This window comes from Caballeronia calidae (assembly GCF_900044055.2).
Taxonomy (GTDB): Bacteria; Pseudomonadota; Gammaproteobacteria; order Burkholderiales; family Burkholderiaceae; genus Caballeronia; species Caballeronia calidae.
In genome coordinates this window covers 1-19895 of sequence record NZ_FCOX02000079.1, presented here as the reverse complement: position 1 = coordinate 19895, position 19895 = coordinate 1, and the positions used below count along the sequence as shown (strand labels likewise).

Annotated in this window: 16 protein-coding genes, 5 tRNA genes and 1 pseudogene; 6 read left to right on the top strand and 16 right to left on the bottom strand. The window is 63.5% G+C overall.

Annotated features, from left to right (window positions below):
* Positions 1-67 precede the first annotated feature (67 nt).
* From AWB78_RS36490 to gloB, 3 genes are all read right to left on the bottom strand, one after another.
* Positions 68-1318, bottom strand: coding sequence for an MFS transporter (locus AWB78_RS36490; protein ID WP_062611587.1), 1251 nt, complete (start codon positions 1316-1318; stop codon positions 68-70).
* Between the two features lie 114 nt (positions 1319-1432).
* On the bottom strand, positions 1433-3088 hold the full coding sequence (locus AWB78_RS36485) for a transglycosylase SLT domain-containing protein (RefSeq protein WP_062611580.1): 1656 nt from the start codon (positions 3086-3088) through the stop codon (positions 1433-1435).
* A gap of 160 nt (positions 3089-3248) precedes the next feature.
* The gene (gene gloB, locus AWB78_RS36480; RefSeq protein WP_062611579.1) at positions 3249-4082 is read right to left on the bottom strand and encodes a hydroxyacylglutathione hydrolase; all 834 of its coding nucleotides are present in this window, start codon (positions 4080-4082) and stop codon (positions 3249-3251) included.
* Positions 4083-4109: 27 nt separating this feature from the next.
* Here gloB and AWB78_RS36475 point away from each other — a divergent pair, with 27 nt between their 5' ends.
* From AWB78_RS36475 to AWB78_RS36460, 4 genes are all read left to right on the top strand, one after another.
* Complete coding sequence (locus tag AWB78_RS36475) at positions 4110-4943, top strand: class I SAM-dependent methyltransferase (protein WP_062611578.1); 834 nt, start codon at positions 4110-4112, stop codon at positions 4941-4943.
* A complete protein-coding gene (rnhA, locus tag AWB78_RS36470; protein ID WP_062611577.1) occupies positions 4943-5401 on the top strand; it encodes a ribonuclease HI in 459 nt (152 codons plus the stop codon). The genes AWB78_RS36475 and rnhA overlap by 1 nt, the downstream gene beginning before the upstream one ends.
* Before the next feature lie 18 nt (positions 5402-5419).
* Positions 5420-6157, top strand: a complete 738-nt coding sequence (gene dnaQ, locus AWB78_RS36465; RefSeq protein WP_062611576.1) for a DNA polymerase III subunit epsilon — start codon at positions 5420-5422, stop codon at positions 6155-6157.
* A 69-nt stretch (positions 6158-6226) separates the two neighbouring features.
* Positions 6227-6301: transfer RNA gene (locus AWB78_RS36460), tRNA-Val, on the top strand.
* 104 nt (positions 6302-6405) lie between these two features.
* On the opposite strand, the gene AWB78_RS36455 is transcribed toward AWB78_RS36460, so the two are convergent.
* The 3 genes from AWB78_RS36455 to AWB78_RS36445 form a co-directional block, all read right to left on the bottom strand.
* Entirely contained in the window at positions 6406-6879 is a 474-nt protein-coding gene (locus AWB78_RS36455; RefSeq protein ID WP_062611575.1) for a DUF2214 family protein, read from the bottom strand.
* Between the two features lie 71 nt (positions 6880-6950).
* Positions 6951-7781 (bottom strand): hypothetical protein, encoded by an 831-nt coding sequence (locus AWB78_RS36450; RefSeq protein ID WP_062611574.1) that lies wholly within the window; start codon positions 7779-7781, stop codon positions 6951-6953.
* Positions 7782-8001: 220 nt separating this feature from the next.
* Positions 8002-9066, bottom strand: a complete 1065-nt coding sequence (locus tag AWB78_RS36445; RefSeq protein ID WP_062611573.1) for a glycosyltransferase family 4 protein — start codon at positions 9064-9066, stop codon at positions 8002-8004.
* 850 nt (positions 9067-9916) lie between these two features.
* On the opposite strand from AWB78_RS36445, the gene AWB78_RS36435 reads away from it, so the two are divergent.
* Positions 9917-11797, top strand: coding sequence for an ABC transporter ATP-binding protein (locus tag AWB78_RS36435; protein ID WP_232478020.1), 1881 nt, complete (start codon positions 9917-9919; stop codon positions 11795-11797).
* Between the two features lie 55 nt (positions 11798-11852).
* On the opposite strand, the gene otsA is transcribed toward AWB78_RS36435, so the two are convergent.
* Positions 11853-13238, bottom strand: a complete 1386-nt coding sequence (otsA, locus tag AWB78_RS36430; RefSeq protein ID WP_062611570.1) for an alpha,alpha-trehalose-phosphate synthase (UDP-forming) — start codon at positions 13236-13238, stop codon at positions 11853-11855.
* The gene (otsB, locus tag AWB78_RS36425; protein WP_062611569.1) at positions 13235-13987 is read right to left on the bottom strand and encodes a trehalose-phosphatase; all 753 of its coding nucleotides are present in this window, start codon (positions 13985-13987) and stop codon (positions 13235-13237) included. The genes otsA and otsB overlap by 4 nt, the downstream gene beginning before the upstream one ends.
* Positions 13988-14301: 314 nt before the next feature.
* On the opposite strand from otsB, the pseudogene AWB78_RS48750 reads away from it, so the two are divergent.
* Positions 14302-14597 (top strand): annotated as a pseudogene (locus AWB78_RS48750) (hypothetical protein); the annotation flags it as partial.
* Here AWB78_RS48750 and AWB78_RS36415 read toward each other — a convergent pair.
* The 8 genes from AWB78_RS36415 to AWB78_RS36380 all read right to left on the bottom strand — a co-directional run.
* Positions 14504-14998, bottom strand: a complete 495-nt coding sequence (locus tag AWB78_RS36415) for a GNAT family N-acetyltransferase (protein ID WP_062611567.1) — start codon at positions 14996-14998, stop codon at positions 14504-14506. The pseudogene AWB78_RS48750 and the gene AWB78_RS36415 sit on opposite strands and share 94 nt — an antisense overlap.
* Positions 14999-15112: 114 nt before the next feature.
* Positions 15113-15186 (bottom strand) — tRNA-Cys (locus tag AWB78_RS36410).
* Positions 15187-15265: 79 nt separating this feature from the next.
* A tRNA-Gly gene (locus tag AWB78_RS36405) sits at positions 15266-15341 on the bottom strand.
* A gap of 86 nt (positions 15342-15427) precedes the next feature.
* Positions 15428-15503, bottom strand: a tRNA-Gly gene (locus AWB78_RS36400).
* 86 nt (positions 15504-15589) lie between these two features.
* Positions 15590-15665: transfer RNA gene (locus tag AWB78_RS36395), tRNA-Gly, on the bottom strand.
* A 176-nt stretch (positions 15666-15841) separates the two neighbouring features.
* Positions 15842-16438, bottom strand: coding sequence for a CDP-diacylglycerol--glycerol-3-phosphate 3-phosphatidyltransferase (gene pgsA / locus AWB78_RS36390; RefSeq protein WP_062611566.1), 597 nt, complete (start codon positions 16436-16438; stop codon positions 15842-15844).
* A gap of 110 nt (positions 16439-16548) precedes the next feature.
* Positions 16549-18657 carry an excinuclease ABC subunit UvrC gene (uvrC, locus tag AWB78_RS36385; protein WP_062611565.1) on the bottom strand — a complete coding sequence of 703 codons (2109 nt, stop codon included), beginning with the start codon at positions 18655-18657 and terminating at the stop codon, positions 16549-16551.
* Positions 18658-18833: 176 nt separating this feature from the next.
* A partial coding sequence (locus tag AWB78_RS36380) for a group II intron reverse transcriptase (RefSeq protein ID WP_232478019.1) occupies positions 18834-19895 on the bottom strand: 1062 nt, incomplete at its 5' end.

Genomic DNA, 19895 nt, shown 5'->3' with positions numbered 1-19895 from the left:
GGTTGATATGCTCAAACCTTCGAATTATAGCGTAAAAACGTCAGATTCGCCAGATTTGGGGAAACTCTCAGGGCACGGCGCGCTGCGTTTCGTGATCCTGCTTGCGCAGGACGCGGCTCGGAAAAACGTACCAGACCGCGCTCGCCACCTGCAGCGCAATCAGCGCGATCCACACCGTCAGATGCGCCGATGCGGGATAACGCCCGCCCTCGGACGGCCACAGCGACAGCATCGCGCCGACGCCGACCTGGAAGCCGAAGATCAACAGAAAGATCACGAGCGTGAGCGTGGTATGCGCGCGCCCGATCATGTGCGGTGGAAAATACTCCGCTGCGACGGCGTAGCTCAGAATGCCCGTGCCGCCGAAGACGCCGTACGCGGCCAACAGGACGGACGGCGGCAACGGCACGCGCAGCACCATCAGCAATTGCGTGACGACGAAAAGCGCCATGCCGGCTCCGCAGAACGCGTAGACCGACACCCCGCGCCGCTCCATACCGCGCGCCGCCGCGCCGAAGCCGATGCAGCCGAACATCATCGCGAAGCCGAGTATCGAGACGAGCGCCGCGGCATGCGCGGGCGCGAGACCCATCACATCGAGCAGATAGGGCCGAATCCACAGCGATTGCATCGCGTAGAAAACGCCCTGCGTGACGACCGAAAACGACGCGATCTTCCAGAACACGCCGCTCTTCAGAATCAGCCAGGTGCCTTTGAACTGCGTGACGACATCCGCCCGATGATGTGGATCGGTCTCCGCCTTCTTCGGCGCGAACAGGAGGATCGCGCCAGCGACGACGAGCGTGAACACGCCAAGGCCCACACATACTTGCCGCCACGTCGCGACATGCAGAAGCGCCGCGAGCGGCGATCCGACCGCGACACCGCCCAGCCCGCCGACGGCCATCGTGAATCCGTTGACGAGCGGCAAGCGCGCGAGCGCGAAGTGCTGCGCGGATGCCTTGAAAGCCGCGCTCAGGCAAACCGACACGCCGATGCCGATCAGCAACCGGCCGATCATCAGCCCCGCTAGCCCGCGAGACGCGCCGAACACCCAGATGCCCGCCGCGGCGAAGACCAGCATGCTGGCCGTGACGCGTCGCGGACCGAAATGATCGAGCAACACGCCGACGGGAATTTGCGCCAGCGCGAAGCCGATGAAGTAAAGGGAAGTCAGCAGACCGAGATCCGCCGCGGACAAGCCGAGGTCGTGCGTGATCAGCGGCGCGAAGCCGAGATTGACCCCTCGGAACACGTACGAGACGAAGTAGCCGGCGGCGAAGAGGAAAAAGACGCGGAGACGAACGGTGGACGGCATATGAAACAGACGCTTCACTGGTTCTTTTGGACCGCCAGTTTAGCCGCGCCGCGAAAAGAAAACGCCGTCACCTTGGTGACGGCGTGGATTAGCGCTCCGGCAGAAGCCCGGCGCTTATTTCTTCTTGCTGCTTTTCGTACTGGCGGCAGGCTTCGCGGTTTTGGCCGTGGCGGCAGGCTTCGCCGCATGCGAAGCGCTCGACGCCGACACCTTCGTCACTTTCCCCGATGAATGCACGGGCGTCTTGCCACCGCGCGAGGGTTTCGCCTCGGGCACACGCGTGCCGATCTTCGACACGCCGCCCGACGAGCGGCTGGACGCCGCCACCGCCTCCACGCGCACCGGACCCGGCTCGGCCGGCACCGGACGACCGTACGGAACGTGCAGGACGACCACCTGCCCCGGCATGACGATGTCCCCGCGCGTGCGGTTCCATGCGCGCACCTGCGCCACCGAGACGTTGTAGCGATCGGCCAGCGTGGCGACCGACTGCTTGCGGCGCACGCGGATCACCATCTTGCGCGTGTCGGGCACGTCGCGCTCGATGGCGAGCATCGCGTTTTCGGCGACATCGGCGCTGATGTCTTCGTCGTCGTCATCCGTGCGCGGCACGACGATCGTCGAGCCCGGCTTCAGGCGCATGCCCGCCGGAATGCGGTTGACGGACATCAGCGTGTCCGCATCGACACCGATTTTCTCGGCGATCGCTGCCGGACGCGAACGCTCGGTCACGGTGTACGTGGTCCACGACGACAGCGCGCCCGTGTACGACGAGAGATTGCGCTGGAAAGAAGCCGCGTTGTCGAACGGCAGCAGAATCTGCGGATTGGTCGCGCCGAGAATCACCGGCTTCGCAAACGACGGGTTCAGCGAGCGGAATTCCTCCACGCTCATGCCGGCGAGCTTCGCAGCCATGGTCACGTCGATGTCCCGCGCGGTCGTGACCGTCACGAAATACGGATGGTTCGGGATGTCCGGCAGCGTGAGGCCGTACATCTGCGGGTTGCTGACGATGTTCTTGACCGCCTGCAGCTTCGGCACGTAGTTGCGCGTTTCGTTGGGCATGCGCAGGCTTTCGTAGTCGGTCGGCAAGCCCGCCGCCTCGTTACGCGCGATCGCGCGCTGCACATTGCCCTCGCCCCAGTTGTACGCGGCGAGCGCGAGATGCCAGTCGCCGAACATGTCGTGCAGGCGCGAGAGGTAGTCCAGCGCGGCGCTCGTCGAAGCCAGCACGTCGCGGCGCTCGTCCTGCCACATGTTCTGCTTGAGGTTGTAGTCGCGGCCGGTGCCCGGCACGAACTGCCACATGCCGGCGGCCTTCGCCACGGACAGCGCCTGCGGATTGAACGCAGACTCGATGAACGGCAGGAGCGCGAGCTCGGTCGGCATATGACGCTGCTCGAGCTCCTCGACGATGTGATACAGGTACTTTTGCGAACGCGTGGTCATGCGCTCGACGTAATCGGGACGCTGCGCATACCAGTTGACCTGCATGTCGACGAGATCGCTTTGCAGGTCCGGAATCTGGAAGCCGCCCCGGATCCGGTTCCAGAGATCAGACGAACCGACGAGCGAAGTGACCGGCGTTTTATCGACGTTGATGGTTTCCTTGGCTGCGGCGGTGCGGCGAATCGTGTCGGCGACTTTTTGCTGCTGTTGCTGCGAGGCGGCGGAAGTGGTTGAAGCTGAAAGAGGATCGGACGCTGTTGGTCCCTGGCTCGCGCAGGCGGCGAGCATCAGGACGGACAGCGCACTAAGTGTTAGTCGCATGGAACGTCTCTGCTTCCAAAAAATATGCTTGGAAATTTGCAGCCGATGGTACGGAACAGCAATTAAGACGTCAATAAGAATGCGCGCAAAACCCCTGCAAAATCCTGCATCTAACAGCGATTCCAACGTTTCGGTTGAAGTTAGCCCCAATACTTTTGGGTCAGCGGAACTTATCCTTCCAGCCTCGCATCATTCGAAACGCTTCTAGCCGGTCTGAAACCGGCGTGCCGAACTGTGACGAAAGGGTCGCGTGGATCGCCGGGACGTCCGCGCGCAGAAACGGGTTCACCGCTTTTTCATGGCCGATGGTCGTCGGCAAAGTCGGCTTGCCGGCGGCGCGCAAGGCCTGCGCGTCGTCGCTCCAGCGCAGCAGCGCGGCGTTGTCGGGCTCGCACGCGCGCGCGAAGCGGATGTTCGACAGCGTGTATTCGTGCGCGCAGTGGACCTGCGTGTTCTCGGGAAGCGCGGCGAGCGCATCGAGCGAGTCGAGCATCTGCTGCGCCGTGCCTTCGAAGAGCCGGCCGCAGCCGCTCGCGAAGAGCGTGTCGCCGCAAAACAGGTGCGGCGAGCCGTTCTGGTCGCCCGCCTGAAAATACGCGATATGACCGGCGGTGTGGCCGGGCACGTCGATCACGGAAAGCGCCATCGCCGGATGGCCGATGCGCACCGTATCGCCGCCCGTGACGCGTTGCGTGAGGTGCTCGATGCGCTCGCCGGCCGGGCCGTAGACGGGAACGCCGCCCTCTGCCTTTCGGCTATCGAGCAGCGCTTTCACGCCGCCGACGTGGTCCTGATGGTGGTGCGTGAGTAAAATAGCGGTCAGCCGCCAACCACGCTTGGCGAGACAGGCCTCGACGGGCGCGGCATCGCCGGGGTCGACCACGACCGCATCGCGCGAGTCCGACACGAGCCAGATGTAGTTGTCCTCGAACGCCGGAACCGGCACATATTCGAGTGCATCCTGAGCAGGCAATTTCTTGGCAAGCGAATCCATGGCGATCTTCTATGCGGCAACCCGAACATGTCTGATCGATCGATTATAGACTGGCCCACCTGGACGAGCTCGGCGCCCGGACGCTATGTGCTCGAATGGGAGCAGGCGCAGCTCGATCACGTGGTGTCCGACATCTTCGGCTATCACGCGCTGCAGCTCGGCATGCCGCAGCTCGACGCACTGCGCGAGAACCGCATGACCGGCCGCGCGCTCGTGCTCGACGCCGAAAGCGCATCGAGTGCGCCGTACACGCCGCCGCGCGCGACCATGCCCGGCGTGAGCGCGTTGCCCGCCGCGAGCGCGCCGGATGGCCGCAGCACCGTGTGGTGCGACCTGCTCGACCTGCCCTTCGAGGCGCAAAGCGTCGATCTGCTGGTGCTGCCGCACACGCTCGAATTCTCGCCCGATCCGCACCGCCTGCTGCGCGAGGCCGAGCGCGTGCTGGTGCCCGAAGGCCAGCTGATCATCCTCGGCTTCAATTCGCTGAGCCTGTGGGGCGCGCGGCAATCGCTCGGCAAGGTGGCGGGACGGCCGTTCGTGCCGTCGGCGCACGAGATGATCGCGTTCACGCGCATCAAGGACTGGATCAAGCTGCTCGGATTCGATCTTGAACGCGGGCGCTTCGGCTGCTATCGTCCGCCGCTCATCAACGACAAGTGGCTGCAACGCTATCAGTTCATGGAAGCCGCCGGCGACCGCTGGTGGCCCATCTTCGGCGCGGCGTACATGATCACGGCGGTGAAGCGCGTGCGCGGCATGCGCCTCATCGGCCCGCGCAAGCTGAAAAAACCCGCGCTCGCGCCCGGCCTCGCGCCGGTCGCCGCTCCGCATACGCGCAACGAGACTCGCAACGAGCATTGATGACTGAATCCGCATCGAACAAGGTAATCGACATCTACACCGACGGCGCCTGCAAGGGCAATCCCGGTCCCGGCGGCTGGGGCGCCCTGCTCCGTTTCGGCTCGCTGGAAAAGGAGCTGTTCGGCGGGGAAGCCGCGACCACCAACAACCGCATGGAGCTGATGGCCGTGATCTCGGCGCTCGAGGCGCTCAAGCGCCCGTGCCACGCGATCATCCACACCGATTCGCAGTATGTGCAAAAAGGCATCAGCGAATGGATCCACGGCTGGAAGAAGAAGAACTGGATGACGGCCGCGAAGACGCCCGTCAAGAACGCCGATCTCTGGAAGCGGCTCGACGCGCTCGTCGCGCAGCATGAGATCGAATGGCGCTGGGTCAAGGGCCACGCCGGACATCCCGAAAACGAACGCGCCGATGCGCTCGCCAATCGCGGCGTGACATCGCTCGCCGACAGTTAAACGACATACACGCTATCTATGCGCCAACTGATACTGGACACCGAAACCACCGGCCTGAACGCGAGGACGGGCGACCGGATCATCGAAATCGGCTGCGTCGAGCTGGTGAATCGCCGGCTGACGGGCAACAACCTGCACATCTATGTGAACCCGGAACGCGACAGCGACCCCGGCGCGCTCGCGGTGCACGGCCTCACGACCGAATTTCTGAGCGACAAGCCGAAGTTCGCGGAGATCGCCGCGCAATTGCGCGACTTCATCGCGGACGCGGAGCTGATCATCCATAACGCGCCCTTCGACGTCGGCTTTCTCGACATGGAGTTCGCGCAGCTCGGCCTGCCGAAGGTCGCGGAAACATGCGCGGGCGTGATCGACTCGCTCGCACAGGCCAAGCAGATGTTCCCCGGCAAGCGCAATTCGCTCGATGCGCTGTGCGATCGCTTCGGCATCAGCAATGCGCATCGCACGCTGCACGGCGCACTGCTCGACTCGGAGCTGCTCGCCGAGGTCTATCTCGCGATGACGCGCGGCCAGGAAAGCCTCGTCATCGACATGCTCGGCGATCAGCCCGCGTCGGGCTCGGTTTCGACATCGCGCATCGCACTCGACGATCTCGATCTGCCGGTGATTCTGGCGAGCGCCGAAGAGCTCGTCGCGCACGAGGCCGTGCTGACCGGCCTCGACAAGGCGCTCAAAGGCACGAGCGTGTGGCGCACGGAACCGGCGCCCGCCGAAGGCGATGCGGTGCCCGCGTAGTTTTTTCGAAATTACTTAAAGAAGCACTAGACGAAACGGGAAACGCCTGACATAATCTCGTCTCTCTTCGGGTGGTTAGCTCAGCGGTAGAGCACTGCCTTCACACGGCAGGGGTCACTGGTTCGATCCCAGTACTACCCACCAGAATTCTGGTGTTGGTAAAGACAAGCACCGAAGATCAAAAGGCCCAAGTCTCACGACTTGGGCCTTTTTCATTTTCTGCCGCAGAAACGCGGATCACACAGCGCCTAGGACGCCCACACGCCCCGCGCCATCCCGCTCGCGGCGATCACCATCACCATCACGAGTCCCGCTTCGAGATCGCTCATCCAGGCGAAACGCCGGGCGCGCGTGAGATCGATCGGCCCGCCTTGCGCGACCGCGATGCGCCAGCGGATCAGCGCGAGCATCGGCGAGACTTCGATCAGCAGGATCACGACGAGCGCCGTCATCTTCAAATGAAACAGCGGCTCGTGCAAATAGTACGCGCCGCCCTTCTCGAAGCCGCCGAACGCGCGCATCACGCCGGTGACGATCAGCACGATCGCGGTGACGCCCCACACGCTGTCCGAGCGAAAGATATCGCGCAGGCGCAGCTCGTTCGCCTGAATGGATTGCGAGGGATCGAGGCGCCGCAGAGCGCGGGCGCGCGCCAGCACGGAGCCGAGCGCGAAGCCGAATGCGAGAAGGTGAAGCGCGGCCAGCAACCAACGTATCAGCATCCTTTCCTCCCTGAAGAGACAGGAACGACGTGTACGGCAATGTCGGCTTACGAAGGCAAAAAACGAACGACTCAGATTTGACGCAAGGTCGCGTCGAGCGCGCGCGTCGCGTTGCGATCGCCCTCGTTGGCGAGCGGCGCGCGAAATACCGTGGTGCGATTGTGCCCGGCCGCGGCGGGTGAGTCCCACAACAACTCGACTTTCGGCCGACGCGCGAACCGGGCGCGCCGAACTTCGCCGCTCGCGCGAATCGGGGGACTGGCGGGCCCGGTTGCGGGCGTGAGGATCGTGGTGGACGGCGCCGCGTCCGGCGACGGCGCCGGCCATTTCACCGACAGTTCACGCGCATCGTACTGGCCGAGCTTGCGGCTTTCCGCCCAGACGACCGCGGTGCGCGTGACGGGATCGAGCGAAATGGCGTATCGGCCGATCGCGAAACGCCGCGCTGCGATATTCGTGCGCCACAGCGCGCGCGGCCGGCAGATCCACATGACGACCGCGTACAGCAGCGGACCGACCACGAGCCAGCCGTTGGTCTCGGCGAGCGCCTGCGTGAAACGCCGCCAGCCGGCGCTCCAGACGAATGCGCCGAGGGAGAAGATCGCGAAGCCGAACGTCAGAAGCGCGAGAAAGCGCAGCGCCTGCCGCAGCCACTGCGGCAGCGGATGCAGCGGCCGCTCCATGCGCGCCTTTGCACCCGGCAGCACGACGAGCAGAAAGATCAGCACGAGGTTGACGCACGCCCACGGCGACGACGTCATCGCGCGCAGCGAGGACAGATAGCCCATCTGCGACATCGAGAACGCCCAACGCGCCGCGAGCACCAGTCCGATCGCCCGCAAGGCGAACATGGTGCCGGCGCCCGGCGCCGGGCTCGCGCTGATTTGCTTGGGTCTCGCCAAAAGAAACACTCCTGTCCACGAACGATGCATGCGGCTCCGCTCGTCGCGAAGCCCGGTCATTATAGGGAGATTACGGATGCCGTCAGAGGTTTCAAAGCTGTAGCGCGGTCTGGCGCGCGAAACGTACATCCGCATGTGCTATTACGACAACGCCCCGCGTGCCTTGAGGCGCGCGGGGCGTTGTTTTTCAGGCGATGCCGCCGGCGGCGGCAAGACTTGCTTAGCTCGCGTTGACTTCGCGCAGCACGGTGCGGCGCTTCTGGCGCAGCAGCTCTTCGTACACGTTCACGTAGTTCGCAGCCATCACCTTCGACGAGAAGCGCGCTTCGAACGCCGCGCGGACCTTCGCGCGCGACAGCGTATCGAGACGCTTCACCGCGGCGATCGCGCTGAGCTCGTCTTCGACGACGAAGCCCGACACGCCGTTCTCGATCACTTCCGGCACCGAGCCGCGGTTGAACGCGATCACCGGCGTGCCGCAAGCCATCGCTTCGATCATCACGAGGCCGAAGGGCTCCGGCCAGTCGATCGGGAACAGCAGCGCGTGCGCGTTGCCGAGGAACTCGGTCTTCTCGGCTTCGCTGATCTCACCGATGTATTCGACGTGCGGCAGCGCGAAGAGCGGCTTGATCTCTTCTTCGTAGTACGCGCGGTCGGCCTTGTCGAGCTTTGCGGCGATCTTGATCTTCATGCCCGCGGCCTGCGCGATGCGGATCGCGCGGTCCACGCGCTTTTCCGGCGAGATGCGGCCGAGGAACGCCAGGTAGCCCGGCTCCACGTTCGGGATCGGCTTGAGCAGATTTTCCGGCAGACCGTGATACACCGTCGACAGCCAGTTCGCCTGCGGCAGCGGCTGACGCTGGTTGTCCGAAATCGAGATGACCGGCACGTCGTTGAACGTGCTGAAGATCGGTTGCAGTTCGGGCAGGTCGAGACGGCCGTGCATGGTCGTCAGGAACGGCACCGGCTGGCGCGCGAACAGCGAGAACGGGTAGTAGTCGATGTGGAAGTGCAGCACGTCGAACTCGTCGGCGCGGCGGCGGACTTCTTCGAGCAGCAGCATGTGCGGCGCCATCGTGTCGCGAATGGTCGGGTCGAGGCGCAGCGCCTGCGGCCAGAACGCTTCGAGCTTCGCGGACGTCTGCGAATCACCGCTCGCGAAGAGCGTCACATCGTGTCCAGCATCCACGAGTGCCTCGGTCAGATAAGACACCACGCGTTCCGTGCCGCCATACAGCTTCGGCGGAACAGCCTCGTGGAGGGGCGCGATTTGAGCGATTCGCATGTCGTGAAACTCCTAATGAAAGATCAGGCAAGTACTACTGTCGTGTTGACGTTGGAGAGCGAATCGCTCGGCTCGGGCGAAGCTTTCCGCGGCGCGGTCGCCGCGGCGCAAGTGGCTGATGCTCGAGTGAAAAAGCGGGGTCGCTGATCACCGGTTCGTCGCGCAGGCCTCTGAATAGAGCAATTGCGGTTCCATGTCTCAAAAAAGCCCACGCGCCAGCAATTAACGCGCGTCGGCTCCGACGGTTGACGGGAACTTGCAAAAACCTGTCATTGGCCTAGGGACAAACCCGGACCGAATTATGGAGCTTTTGCAGACGTCCGCTGGCAGTCATTTCAACTTATTTACCTTGTTACAAGGGGGATACATTTTGCAAACCCCTGTTTATTAAGGTTGTTCTACATTTGAGGACGGGCTTCGGCGATGCTCGGGCGGCGCCACGCACGCGGAGGCAGCGAATCGGGATATCTCGCCGTCTCCGGGCAATCGAATTCGAACTCTGGCGCGGCACGTGCTTTTCTCAACCCGGCGCAGATGGCGCGTTCACCAGGAGCGCCCTGCCCTGCAAGCGTTTCATCGCAAAAAGTCGCGCATTGTGCTTACAATGCGCGCCCATGCCGTAAGCCGCGCAGCCGCCAGTCAAGAAGGCGCTGGCGACAGCCCGATTTTTGCCGCGGGCGATGTTCGGATGGCCGCACGCGCCGAGCATCGAATGCCCGAAGACGCGTTGCCTCTCCGCGATACTGGCTACAATTCAGTGATGGAGACGGCGCAGCGTCGCCTCGCTTGACGTCAGTCGCGCCGGATCGGGCGACGCATCGCATGCCGGTTGCCGCAGACGGCCCCGCGCATGGCATTGCCCGAAGGCGCAACATACGCTCAACCGCTCTACGACCACACAAGACCATTGGACCAACTCACCGTCTCCCAGCGTAACGCGCACAACGCGAAGCTCTCGAGCTACGCGCATCGACCGCTCGCGTTCCTGATGCGTTACATCCGCCGGCATCCCGTCGCGCATGCCATCGTGCTCTTCAGCGTGTTCGCGGCGGTCGGCTGCGCCCTCGCCTCGCAATACGCGATCAAGCATCTGATCGACGTGCTCGGACAAGGCCGCGGCCATCCGGGTCCGCTCTGGGGCGCGTTCATGATCCTCGTCGGACTGATCGCCGCCGACAACCTGCTGTGGCGGGTCGGCGGCTGGGTCGGCGCGCACGTGTTCGTGATCGTCACGGGCGACTTGCGCAAGGATCTCTTCTCGTACCTGTCCGGCCACTCGCCGACGTACTTCTCCGAGAAGCAGCCGGGCATGCTCGCGAGCCGCATCACCGCGACCTCGAACGCGATCTACACCTCCGAAAACGTGATGGCGTGGAACGTCCTGCCGCCGTGCATCGCGGTGCTGGGCGCGATCGTGATGATCATTTCGGTGAACCCGCTGATGGCCGCCGGCCTGATGGCTGCGTCGCTGATCCTCGCGCTGATCCTCTACCGGCTCGCGAAGCGCGGCTCGGCGCGGCATCACAATTTCGCGTCGAAGGCGGCGTCGGTGGATGGCGAGCTCGTCGACGTGATCGGCAACATGGCGCTCGTGCGCGCGTTCGGCATGACCTTCCGCGAGCAGAAGCGCTTCGGCTCGACCGTGAAGGCCGAAATGGTCGCGCGTCAGCAGAGCCTGCTGTACCTCGAAAAGCTGCGCCTGTTCCACGCGGTCGTGACGGCGATTCTCTCGGCCGGCCTGCTCGGCTGGGCGCTGTGGCTGTGGTCGCAAGGCCGCGCGACCTCGGGCGACATCGTGCTCGTCAGCTCGCTCGGCTTCACGATCCTGCACGGCACGCGCGATCTGGCCGTCGCGCTCGTCGATGTGACGCAGCACGTCGCGCGTCTCGCCGAAGCCGTGCAGACGCTGCTCGAGCCGCACGGCATGCCGGATCGCTCGGATGCAACGGAGCTCGTGCCGCAAGGCGGGCGCGTCGATTTCGACAGCGTCACGTTCGCGTACCCGCGCCGCCGCCCGATTCTCGACAACTTCCATCTGCATATCGAGCCGGGCCAGCGCGTCGGCCTGATCGGCAAGTCGGGCGCGGGCAAGTCGACCGTGCTCGCGCTCCTGCAGCGCTTCTACGAGACGCAAAAAGGCAGCATCAAGATCGACGGTCAGGATATCGGCGCGATCACGCAGGACAGCCTGCGCCATGCCATTGCGCTCGTGCCGCAGGATATTTCGCTGTTCCATCGCACCGTGTTCGAAAACATCGCTTACGGGCGTCCGGAGGCGAGCCGCGAGGAAGTGCTCGCCGCCGCACGCGAGGCGCGCTGCACGGACTTCATCGAGGCGATGCCGGAAGGTTTCGACACGATCGTCGGCGACCGCGGCGTGAAGCTGTCGGGCGGCCAGCGCCAGCGCATCGCGATCGCGCGCGCGATCCTGAAGAACGCGCCCATCCTTCTGCTCGACGAAGCGACGTCCGCGCTCGACAGCGCATCGGAAGAAGCGATCCAGCAGGCGCTCGACCGGCTGATGGTCGGCCGCACCGTGATCGCGATCGCGCACCGTCTGTCGACGCTGCAGAACTTCGACCGCATCATCGTGATGAGCGCGGGCAAGGTCATCGACGACGGCTCGCCGCAGGAATTGCGCGAGCGTCCGGGGCTGTATCGCGAGCTGCTGTCGAAGCAGCACGGCAAGGTGCCGTCGATCGTCGCGACGCCGCATCAGCAGCCCGCATAGCGTTTCGGCAAGCAAGAAAGCCGCGTATCCGAAAGGAGCGCGGCTTTTTTTGCGTCTACGGGCGCGCCTTCAGATCGCGCAGGAAGTTGTCGCGCCAGACGGAGACGTTGTTCTCGCGCAGCTGCTGCATCATCTCGTCGTAGCGCGCCTTGCGCTCGTCGAGCGGCATCTTGAGCGCGGTGGCGAGCGCATCGGCCATGCCGTCGATATCGAGCGGATTGACGATCAGCGCCGCCGTCAGCTCGCGCGCCGCGCCCGCGAACTGCGACAGCACGAGCACGCCGGGATCGTCCGGATCCTGCGCCGACACGTACTCCTTCGCGACGAGATTCATGCCGTCGCGCAACGGCGTGACGAGGCCCACGTGCGCTTCGCGGAACAGCGCGGCGAGCACCGGCCGCTCGTATTGGCGATGGATATAGCGGATCGGCGTCCAGTCGAGCTCGGCGTAGCGGCCGTTGATGCGGCCCGATTCCGCTTCGAGCTGCAGGCGGATGTCGCGATAGGCGTCGACATCGGAACGCGTGGGCGGCGCGATCTGCAGGAAAGACACGTTGTTGCGCTGATGCGAATCGTGCTCGATCAGCCGCTCGAACGCGCGAAAACGTTCGACGAGACCCTTCGAATAATCCAGCCGGTCGACGCTCATCACGAGCTTGCGATGATGCAGCGTCGTCTTGACGATTCCGACGTCGCGCCCGCTTTCGCCGTCTTTCGCGAGTGCCGCGATTTCATCGGGATAGACGCCGATCGGATATGCCGCCGCCCGCAGCGTCTGGTCGAACGCGCGGACCTCGACTGGCTTCGCGCCGTCGCGTGCCACGGTGCCGCCCGCCTCAGTTTCGATGTAATCGCAGAACGCGCGCAGATCGGGCTCCGTCTGGAAACCGAGCAGATCGAACGCGCACAGCGCTTCCACCAGCTCGCGATGGCGCGGCACGCTCAGCAGAATCTGCGACGCTGGAAAGGGAATATGCAGAAAAAAGCCAATCCGATTCCCGACGCCCAACGCACGCAGCGCCTGGGCAAACGGAATCAGGTGATAGTCGTGCACCCAGATCACGTCGTCGGGCTTGAGCAGCGGCGCGAGCTGCTCGGCGAGCCAGCGGTTCACGCGGCAATAGCCGTCGTATTCGTTGCGATCGAACTCGATCAGGTCAGGCCGATAGTGAAACGCGGGCCAGAGCGTCGCATTGGAAAAGCCGCGGTAATACTGGTCGTAGTCGCGCCGCACGAGCCCGATGGTCGCAAAGGTCACCGGTCCGTGCTCTTCGAGCTTGATTCCATCGGGCGCCGAGGCGAGCACGTCGCCGCTCCAGCCGAACCACATGCCGCCCGTTTCCTTCAGCGCGTCGTAGACGCCGACGGCAAGGCCGCCCGCCGCGGGACCGCCTTCGGAAATCGGCGCAACGCGGTTCGAAACGATGATCAATCGGCTCACGCGTGCTTCCCCGCCGTGCCCGCGATCACCTGCAGCCAGTCGAGCAGCAGCTCGACCGATTCGATGCGCGCCCGCGCCACCGTATCGCCGGTGCCGATTTTCACGGACAGCCCGTCGAACTCGTTGACCACCGCGAAGCCTTTCTCGTCGGTGAGATCGTCGCCGATGAAAACGGGCTTCCGGCCCGTGAACGGCGGCTCGGCCATGTATGCGCGCACTGCCCGCCCCTTGTCGACGTCCTTCGGCTTGATCTCGTAGACCATCTTGCCGGGCTGCAGCACGTAGGCGTCGGCGTATTCCGCGACGAGCTTTTCGGTGGCCGCGCGCGCCGCGGACTCGCGATCCGGCGCGTTGCGGTAGTGCAGCGCGAGCGCTGCGCCCTTGATTTCGAGCAGCATGCCCGGGTTCGCGCTGACCACTTTTTCGAGCGCATGCTCCATGCGCAGCAGGCGCTCGTCGTTGAAGCCGATGCGCTGCACGTCGCCGTTGGAGTCGCGCCGCTCGGCGCCGTGCATGCCCGCGACGGGCAGATCGGCCATCTGCAGGAATGAGTCGATGTTGTCGATGCCGCGCCCCGACACGACCGCGACCGCGCCGTTGGTCGCGCGCCGCAGCGCTGCGAGGATGTCGGGAACGGAACGCGGCACGAAGATGCCATCGGGCGTGGACGCGAGCTCGACGAGCGTGCCGTCGAAATCGAAGAAGAACGCGGTCTCGGCAAGAGACAGGGAATCGGGAAGAATTTGCATCGATCTTTGGCCTGTGGTTCGCCTGTGATGTGACGTGCGCCGGTTCGAAAGCCGCAATGCATGCGCGAGTGTGCGCATCTTACCGCGCGAGCGCTTTCGAGTAAGAAAGGTCTTAGCTTACAGCTTCGTCCGATGTGCTTTCTGTGCGCTTGATCCGTGCGCCATATCGTCTCGAAAATAGTCCGAAAGCCGATGATGCGCTGGCCGAGTCGCCAAGGGCGTATTTCGTGGCGTCGACCGCATCGAATCATCCTGCGACGCGATTCCCGATGCACGCTTCGTTCCTCGACTCGTGCGCCCGGCGCGCGACGCCTTATTCGATCTGCAGACGCGCGTTCACCTGGAATACGCCGATGCGCAACCAGCAGATCGGCGGCCTTGTGCCATGGATTCCCGAATCGAGTTGAGCTTTATCGCGCTGCGTCGCTGGCTGCGGCTGTCGGCGCGAGCGCGCTTGCGCAAGGAAGGCGGGCCACTGACCGGGCGCGCCCGGTCAGTGGCCCGAAGGCCGCGGTGTCATGATTCGAAGCCAGGATGGCGCATCCAGACGTGGGGGATGCCGTCCTCGTCATGCACGCCCGACGACGGCACGAAGCCGAACGCGCCGTAAAAGCGCTGCAGATGGGCTTGCGCGTGCAGGCTGATCGGCTGATCGGGCCATTGTTTCAAGATATGTTCGAGCGCGCGCTCGAGCATCGCGTTGCCGAGCTTCAGGCCGCGAAACTTCGCGGTCGTCAGCACGCGGCCGATACGCACGTCCTTCTCGTCCGCGTCCGGATGGCCCGGCAGCAGCACGCGCAAGTAGCCCGCGAGCGCGGGGCGCTTCTCACCTTCGCCATAAGCGAACAGGTGCCACGCATCGACATCGAGCCCGTCGATGTCGCCATACACGCAGTTCTGCTCGACGACGAACACGGCGCTGCGCGCGGCGAGCATGTCGTAGACCTCGACGGTCGTCAGGTCGTCGAAGCGCTTCCAGCGCCATTCGAGTCGCGAGAGTGAATCGGTCATTGGAGTCGGGGTGTCTGAAGTACGGAAATTATGCCGTGCCGCGAAGGTACGCCGATTCGAGTGAGCACCGGCGTTCCAAAAAGAAAAAGCCCTGACGAATCAGGGCTTTTCGAGTGGAGGCGCGGACCGGAGTCGAACCGGTCTAAACGGCTTTGCAGGCCGCTGCATAACCGCTTTGCTACCGCGCCGTAAGCGGTTTTGATGCTTGCCGGTCAGTGCGCCGGCTAATTCACCAAACAAAAAGGGAAGCTTGGCTTCCCCTTTGACTGGAGCGGGAGACGAGTCTCGAACTCGCGACCTCAACCTTGGCAAGGTTGCGCTCTACCAACTGAGCTACTCCCGCAAAATCCTGCAACGCTGTTACTGCCGCTTTCGATGCTTCGTTGCGTTTAGCCAGTTCAACGCCGATAACACCGAAAACTTAAAATCTGGAGCGGGAGACGAGTCTCGAACTCGCGACCTCAACCTTGGCAAGGTTGCGCTCTACCAACTGAGCTACTCCCGCAAAATCCTGCAACGCTGTTACTGCCGCTTTCGATGCTTCGTTGCGTTTAGCCAGTTCAACGCCGATAACACCGAAAACTTAAAATCTGGAGCGGGAGACGAGTCTCGAACTCGCGACCTCAACCTTGGCAAGGTTGCGCTCTACCAACTGAGCTACTCCCGCATTTGCTACTGTGCTTACTACTGTTTCTCTGCTGCTTCGCTTTGCTGCGTCGCGTCGTGCATCAGAGAAACGAGATTATGTAGAAGCTAAAGAGGACTGTCAACTGTTTTGTGAGAGGAATTTTTGGGTTCGACGCAATTTTTTGCAATACCCGTTTCTCGCGTGGCTCGACCGCTTCACAACATGCCGCCGCGCTCGCGGATCTGCGGCCACGCGAGCTTCATGTAGTAGAGCATCGACCAGACGGTGAGAAACGCGGCGACATCGATGAGCCACAGGCCCCACACGCGCGTGTCGATCACCCATTGCGTGCCGGTGATCCTGAGCGGCCCGTAGAACAGCAGCATCGGAATGGCGACCATCTGGCACACGGTCTTGAACTTGCCGAGCTGATTCACCGCGACGCTCTTCGATGCGCCGATCTGCGCCATCCATTCACGCAGCGCCGAAATCGTGATCTCGCGACCGACGATGATCAGCGCGATCACCGCGTTGAGCCGCCCGAGCTGCACGAGCACGAGCAGCGCCGCGGTGACCATCAGCTTGTCGGCGACCGGATCGAGGAACGCGCCGAACGCGGACGTCTGATTGAGCTTGCGCGCGAGAAAACCGTCGAACCAATCGGTGAGTGCGGCAAGCACGAAGATGACCATGCCGAGCAGGTTGCGATGCTCGGGGTTCATCATCATGTCCGGCAAATAGAACACGCCCACGACGAGCGGAATCAGCACGATTCGCAGCCACGTCAGGAAGATCGGTAGATTGAACGGCATGGGCGAAAGCGGTTGAGGGACATGTAAGGAAGCCGCCATTGTGCCGCGTCGACCCCGCGCTCACAAGGCGGCGCCACGCGCCGCGCGGCTTGCGGCGGACCTCCGGCGCTTCAATGCAACTGACGATAAATCTGCTGCGCAAGCGCAAGCGAGATGCCTTCGACGCTCGCCAGATCCTCGACGCTCGCCGCCTGCACACCGCGCAATCCACCGAAGCGCGAGAGCAGCCGCTGCCGCCGTTTCGCCCCGACGCCCTCCAGCTCTTCCAGCCGCGAAGTCTGCCGCGCCTTCGCCCGCTTCGCACGCATGCCGGTGATCGCGAAACGGTGCGCCTCGTCGCGGATCTGCGCGACGAGCATCAGCGCCGCGCTCTCCTTGCCGAGCTCGAGCGCGGACCGGCCATCGGCGAACACCAGCGTTTCGAGCCCGACCTTGCGCCCTTCGCCCTTCGCGACGCCGACCAGCATGCCATGATCCAGCCCGAGCTCGGAAAACACCTGCCGCGCGATCTCGACCTGACCCTTGCCGCCGTCGATCAATACGATGTTCGGCAGCGTGCCGCCCGCGGCCACCGGTTCGGCGGCATCGGGCGTGACGTTGGGATCGGCGGCATCGTCGGGTTGCAGCGTCGTGGCTTCGTCGTTCGCGTTCGCGGCGGCTTGCGCGACCATCTTCTCGTAGCGGCGCGTGAGCACCTGGCGCATCGCGGCGTAGTCGTCGCCGGGCGTGATGCCGGTGATGTTGTAGCGCCGGTATTCGCCCGACTGCATCTTGTGATGGTGATACACGACGCACGATGCCTGCGTGGCCTCGCCCATCGTGTGACTGATGTCGAAGCACTCGATGCGCAGTTGCGCGAGATCGTCCATCTCCATGGAAAGCGTGTCCGCGAGCGAGCGCGTGCGCGCCTGCTGCGAGCCCTGCTCCGACAGGAGACGCGCGAGCGCGAGCTTCGCGTTGTTTTCGGCCATCGAGAGCCACGCGCGCTTTTGTCCCTGCGGCTGGCGCAGCAGCGTCACCTTGTGGCCCGCCTGCTCGGCCAGCAGATCGATGAGCTCGCGGCTCGACGGCGCATGACTCACGACCAGCACCGGCGGCACGCGATTGCCGATGTAATGCTGCGCCATGAACGCTTCGAGCACTTCGGATTCGAGCGCGCCTTCGCGGGGCGCGGGTTCGGCTTCGGCTTCGGCATCCTGCTCGGCGGTCTCGACGACCGGCTCGGCCGCAACGTCGGCGGCGGACGCGTACGGCTGCGTCTCTTCGGCATCGGGAACGTCGGCGACGTCGGGCAGATCGTCTTCATCGCCGAGCGCCATCGCGCTTTCGACGTGCGCCGGGAAATACGCCTTGTCGCCCAGATGCCGGCCGCCGCGCACCATCGCGAGATTCACGCACACCTTGCCGCCGAGCGCGACGACCGCGAGGATGTCGACGTCGCTTTCGCTGCCCACTTCGATCGCCTGCTGATGCAGCACGGTCGCGAGCGAACTCATCTGGTTGCGCACCGCCGCGGCCTGCTCGAATTTCAGATCAGCGGCGAACGCGTGCATCTTCTGCTCGAGCTCCTTCATCACTTCGCCCTGACGCCCGAGCAGGAAGCGCGACGCGTTCGACACATCGCGCGCGTAATCCTCTTCGTTGATGAGGCCCGTGCACGGCGCGGTGCAGCGTCCGATCTGATGCAGCAGGCACGGCCGCGTTCGATTGTTGAACACGGAGTCCTCGCAGGTACGCAACTGGAACACGCGCTGCAGGATCTGGATGCTCTCGCGCACCGCCCACGCGCTCGGGAACGGGCCGAAGTACTGGTTCTTCTTGTCGACGGCGCCACGGTAGTACGCCATGCGCGGAAACTTGTGGCCGGTCAGCTTGAGGAACGGATACGACTTGTCGTCGCGAAACAGGATGTTGTAGCGCGGCGCCAGCGCCTTGATGAGGTTGTTTTCGAGCAGCAGCGCTTCGGCTTCCGAGCGCGTGACGGTCGTCTCGATCTTGCGGATGCGCGTGACCATCATCGCGATGCGCGGCGAATGCAGCGTCTTCGTGAAGTAGCTCGACACGCGCTTCTTCAGATTGCGCGCCTTGCCGACGTAGAGCACGTTGCCGTCGCCGTCGTAGTAGCGGTACACGCCGGGCAGATGCGGCAGTTGCGCGAGCGTCTTTTTCGGGTCGAAATCCGGTTGGGAAACGGGTTCGTGAGCGGCGGAATCAGTCATGCAGCGAAGGTCGCGAGGATGCGGGGACGGTGCGCGCGTGCAAGCATTCGGCGCGCCGCGTCGCCGGCGGTATCTGTCTGTCGGGTAGCCCGACTTTCTTGCGAAAGCCGGGCCCCCCGAGAACCGTACGTGCGAGTTTCCCCGCATACGGCTCAAATCTACAAACAAAGTTCTGTCTACGACAGAACCGGCTTAGTTACAACTAGTTTTCCAGCGTGCACTTGCCGGTGGCAGTGCGGGTGAAGCAGCGCCCGGTTGGACAAGGCGTCGGTGCCGCCATGCATCCGATATTCCAGATGATGGTCGTTCCAACCCGTTTCGTCCGTCAAGGCACAGCCACAATGCGCGCATAGCCCGCCTTGTGACAGATATAGCGCGGCCCACTGCTTTCGGTAACGCATCTGTTCCCACATGCGCCCCTGCCGCAAGGTCTCGCCATACTGCTCCCACTTCGGATCAAAAGGATTGAACTCGCCCTTGATCCTCGTGTGCCATTTGATAGCTGTACCGCTAAGCTGGTACAACTCCTTCAGCCCCCAACTACCGTCCTCACGCTCCGTGCGAACGGCAAACACCCATTTCCGGGCACCGACAGAGTGAAAGTACTTCTGCTTCACCCATACAGCGCTCTTCTGCGGATGCCTCCGCTTCGACCACCGCCAGAGCTTCCGAAAAATCAGATGCTCCATCCGGCTGTACGTCTGCTTGGCCGAGACCGGATGGTGATACTGCGCCCATCCGCGCAACATCGGGTTCAGCAGTTGGACCAGAACTTCCTGCTTTACCGTTTTGTTGCCGCTGATCGTTTCCGCCACCTTGCGATAAAACGCTTGCGCGTTTTTCTTGCTCGGCTTGATGAGCAGCTTTCCCGAGTACTTCCGGAAATTCCACCCAAGGAAATCGAAGCCTTCATCAATGTGGGTGATCCGCGTTTTTACCTCTGACAGTTGCAAGCCTCGAACAGCAAGGAATGCTTCCACCCAAGGCCTGACCTCGTTTTCCAGAATCTCTTTCGAGTCGCCGGTGATCACGAAGTCATCCGCGTATCGCACCACATTCACTTTCAGCTTCTTAGCCTTTGCGATCCCGAATTTCGCACTGAGGTGCGCAATCAGTTCACGCTCCAGCCCGTTCAGCGTCACGTTTGCCAGCGTCGGGGAGGCTACGCCTCGTACAATGTTGCATACTTTTCGCTCCGTCGTCTGAATCATCCGAATTTTCGCTGGCGAATGCTCCCG

Coding starts and splice junctions, on each gene's coding strand:
- AWB78_RS36490 (WP_062611587.1), bottom strand. CDS start 1,318: ATGCCGTCCACCGTTCGTCTCCGCGTCTTTTTCCTCTTCGCCGCCGGC.
- AWB78_RS36485 (WP_062611580.1), bottom strand. CDS start 3,088: ATGCGACTAACACTTAGTGCGCTGTCCGTCCTGATGCTCGCCGCCTGC.
- gloB (WP_062611579.1), bottom strand. CDS start 4,082: ATGGATTCGCTTGCCAAGAAATTGCCTGCTCAGGATGCACTCGAATAT.
- AWB78_RS36475 (WP_062611578.1), top strand. CDS start 4,110: ATGTCTGATCGATCGATTATAGACTGGCCCACCTGGACGAGCTCGGCG.
- rnhA (WP_062611577.1), top strand. CDS start 4,943: ATGACTGAATCCGCATCGAACAAGGTAATCGACATCTACACCGACGGC.
- dnaQ (WP_062611576.1), top strand. CDS start 5,420: ATGCGCCAACTGATACTGGACACCGAAACCACCGGCCTGAACGCGAGG.
- AWB78_RS36455 (WP_062611575.1), bottom strand. CDS start 6,879: ATGCTGATACGTTGGTTGCTGGCCGCGCTTCACCTTCTCGCATTCGGC.
- AWB78_RS36445 (WP_062611573.1), bottom strand. CDS start 9,066: ATGCGAATCGCTCAAATCGCGCCCCTCCACGAGGCTGTTCCGCCGAAG.
- AWB78_RS36435 (WP_232478020.1), top strand. CDS start 9,917: ATGGCATTGCCCGAAGGCGCAACATACGCTCAACCGCTCTACGACCAC.
- otsB (WP_062611569.1), bottom strand. CDS start 13,987: ATGCAAATTCTTCCCGATTCCCTGTCTCTTGCCGAGACCGCGTTCTTC.
- AWB78_RS36415 (WP_062611567.1), bottom strand. CDS start 14,998: ATGACCGATTCACTCTCGCGACTCGAATGGCGCTGGAAGCGCTTCGAC.
- pgsA (WP_062611566.1), bottom strand. CDS start 16,438: ATGCCGTTCAATCTACCGATCTTCCTGACGTGGCTGCGAATCGTGCTG.
- uvrC (WP_062611565.1), bottom strand. CDS start 18,657: ATGACTGATTCCGCCGCTCACGAACCCGTTTCCCAACCGGATTTCGAC.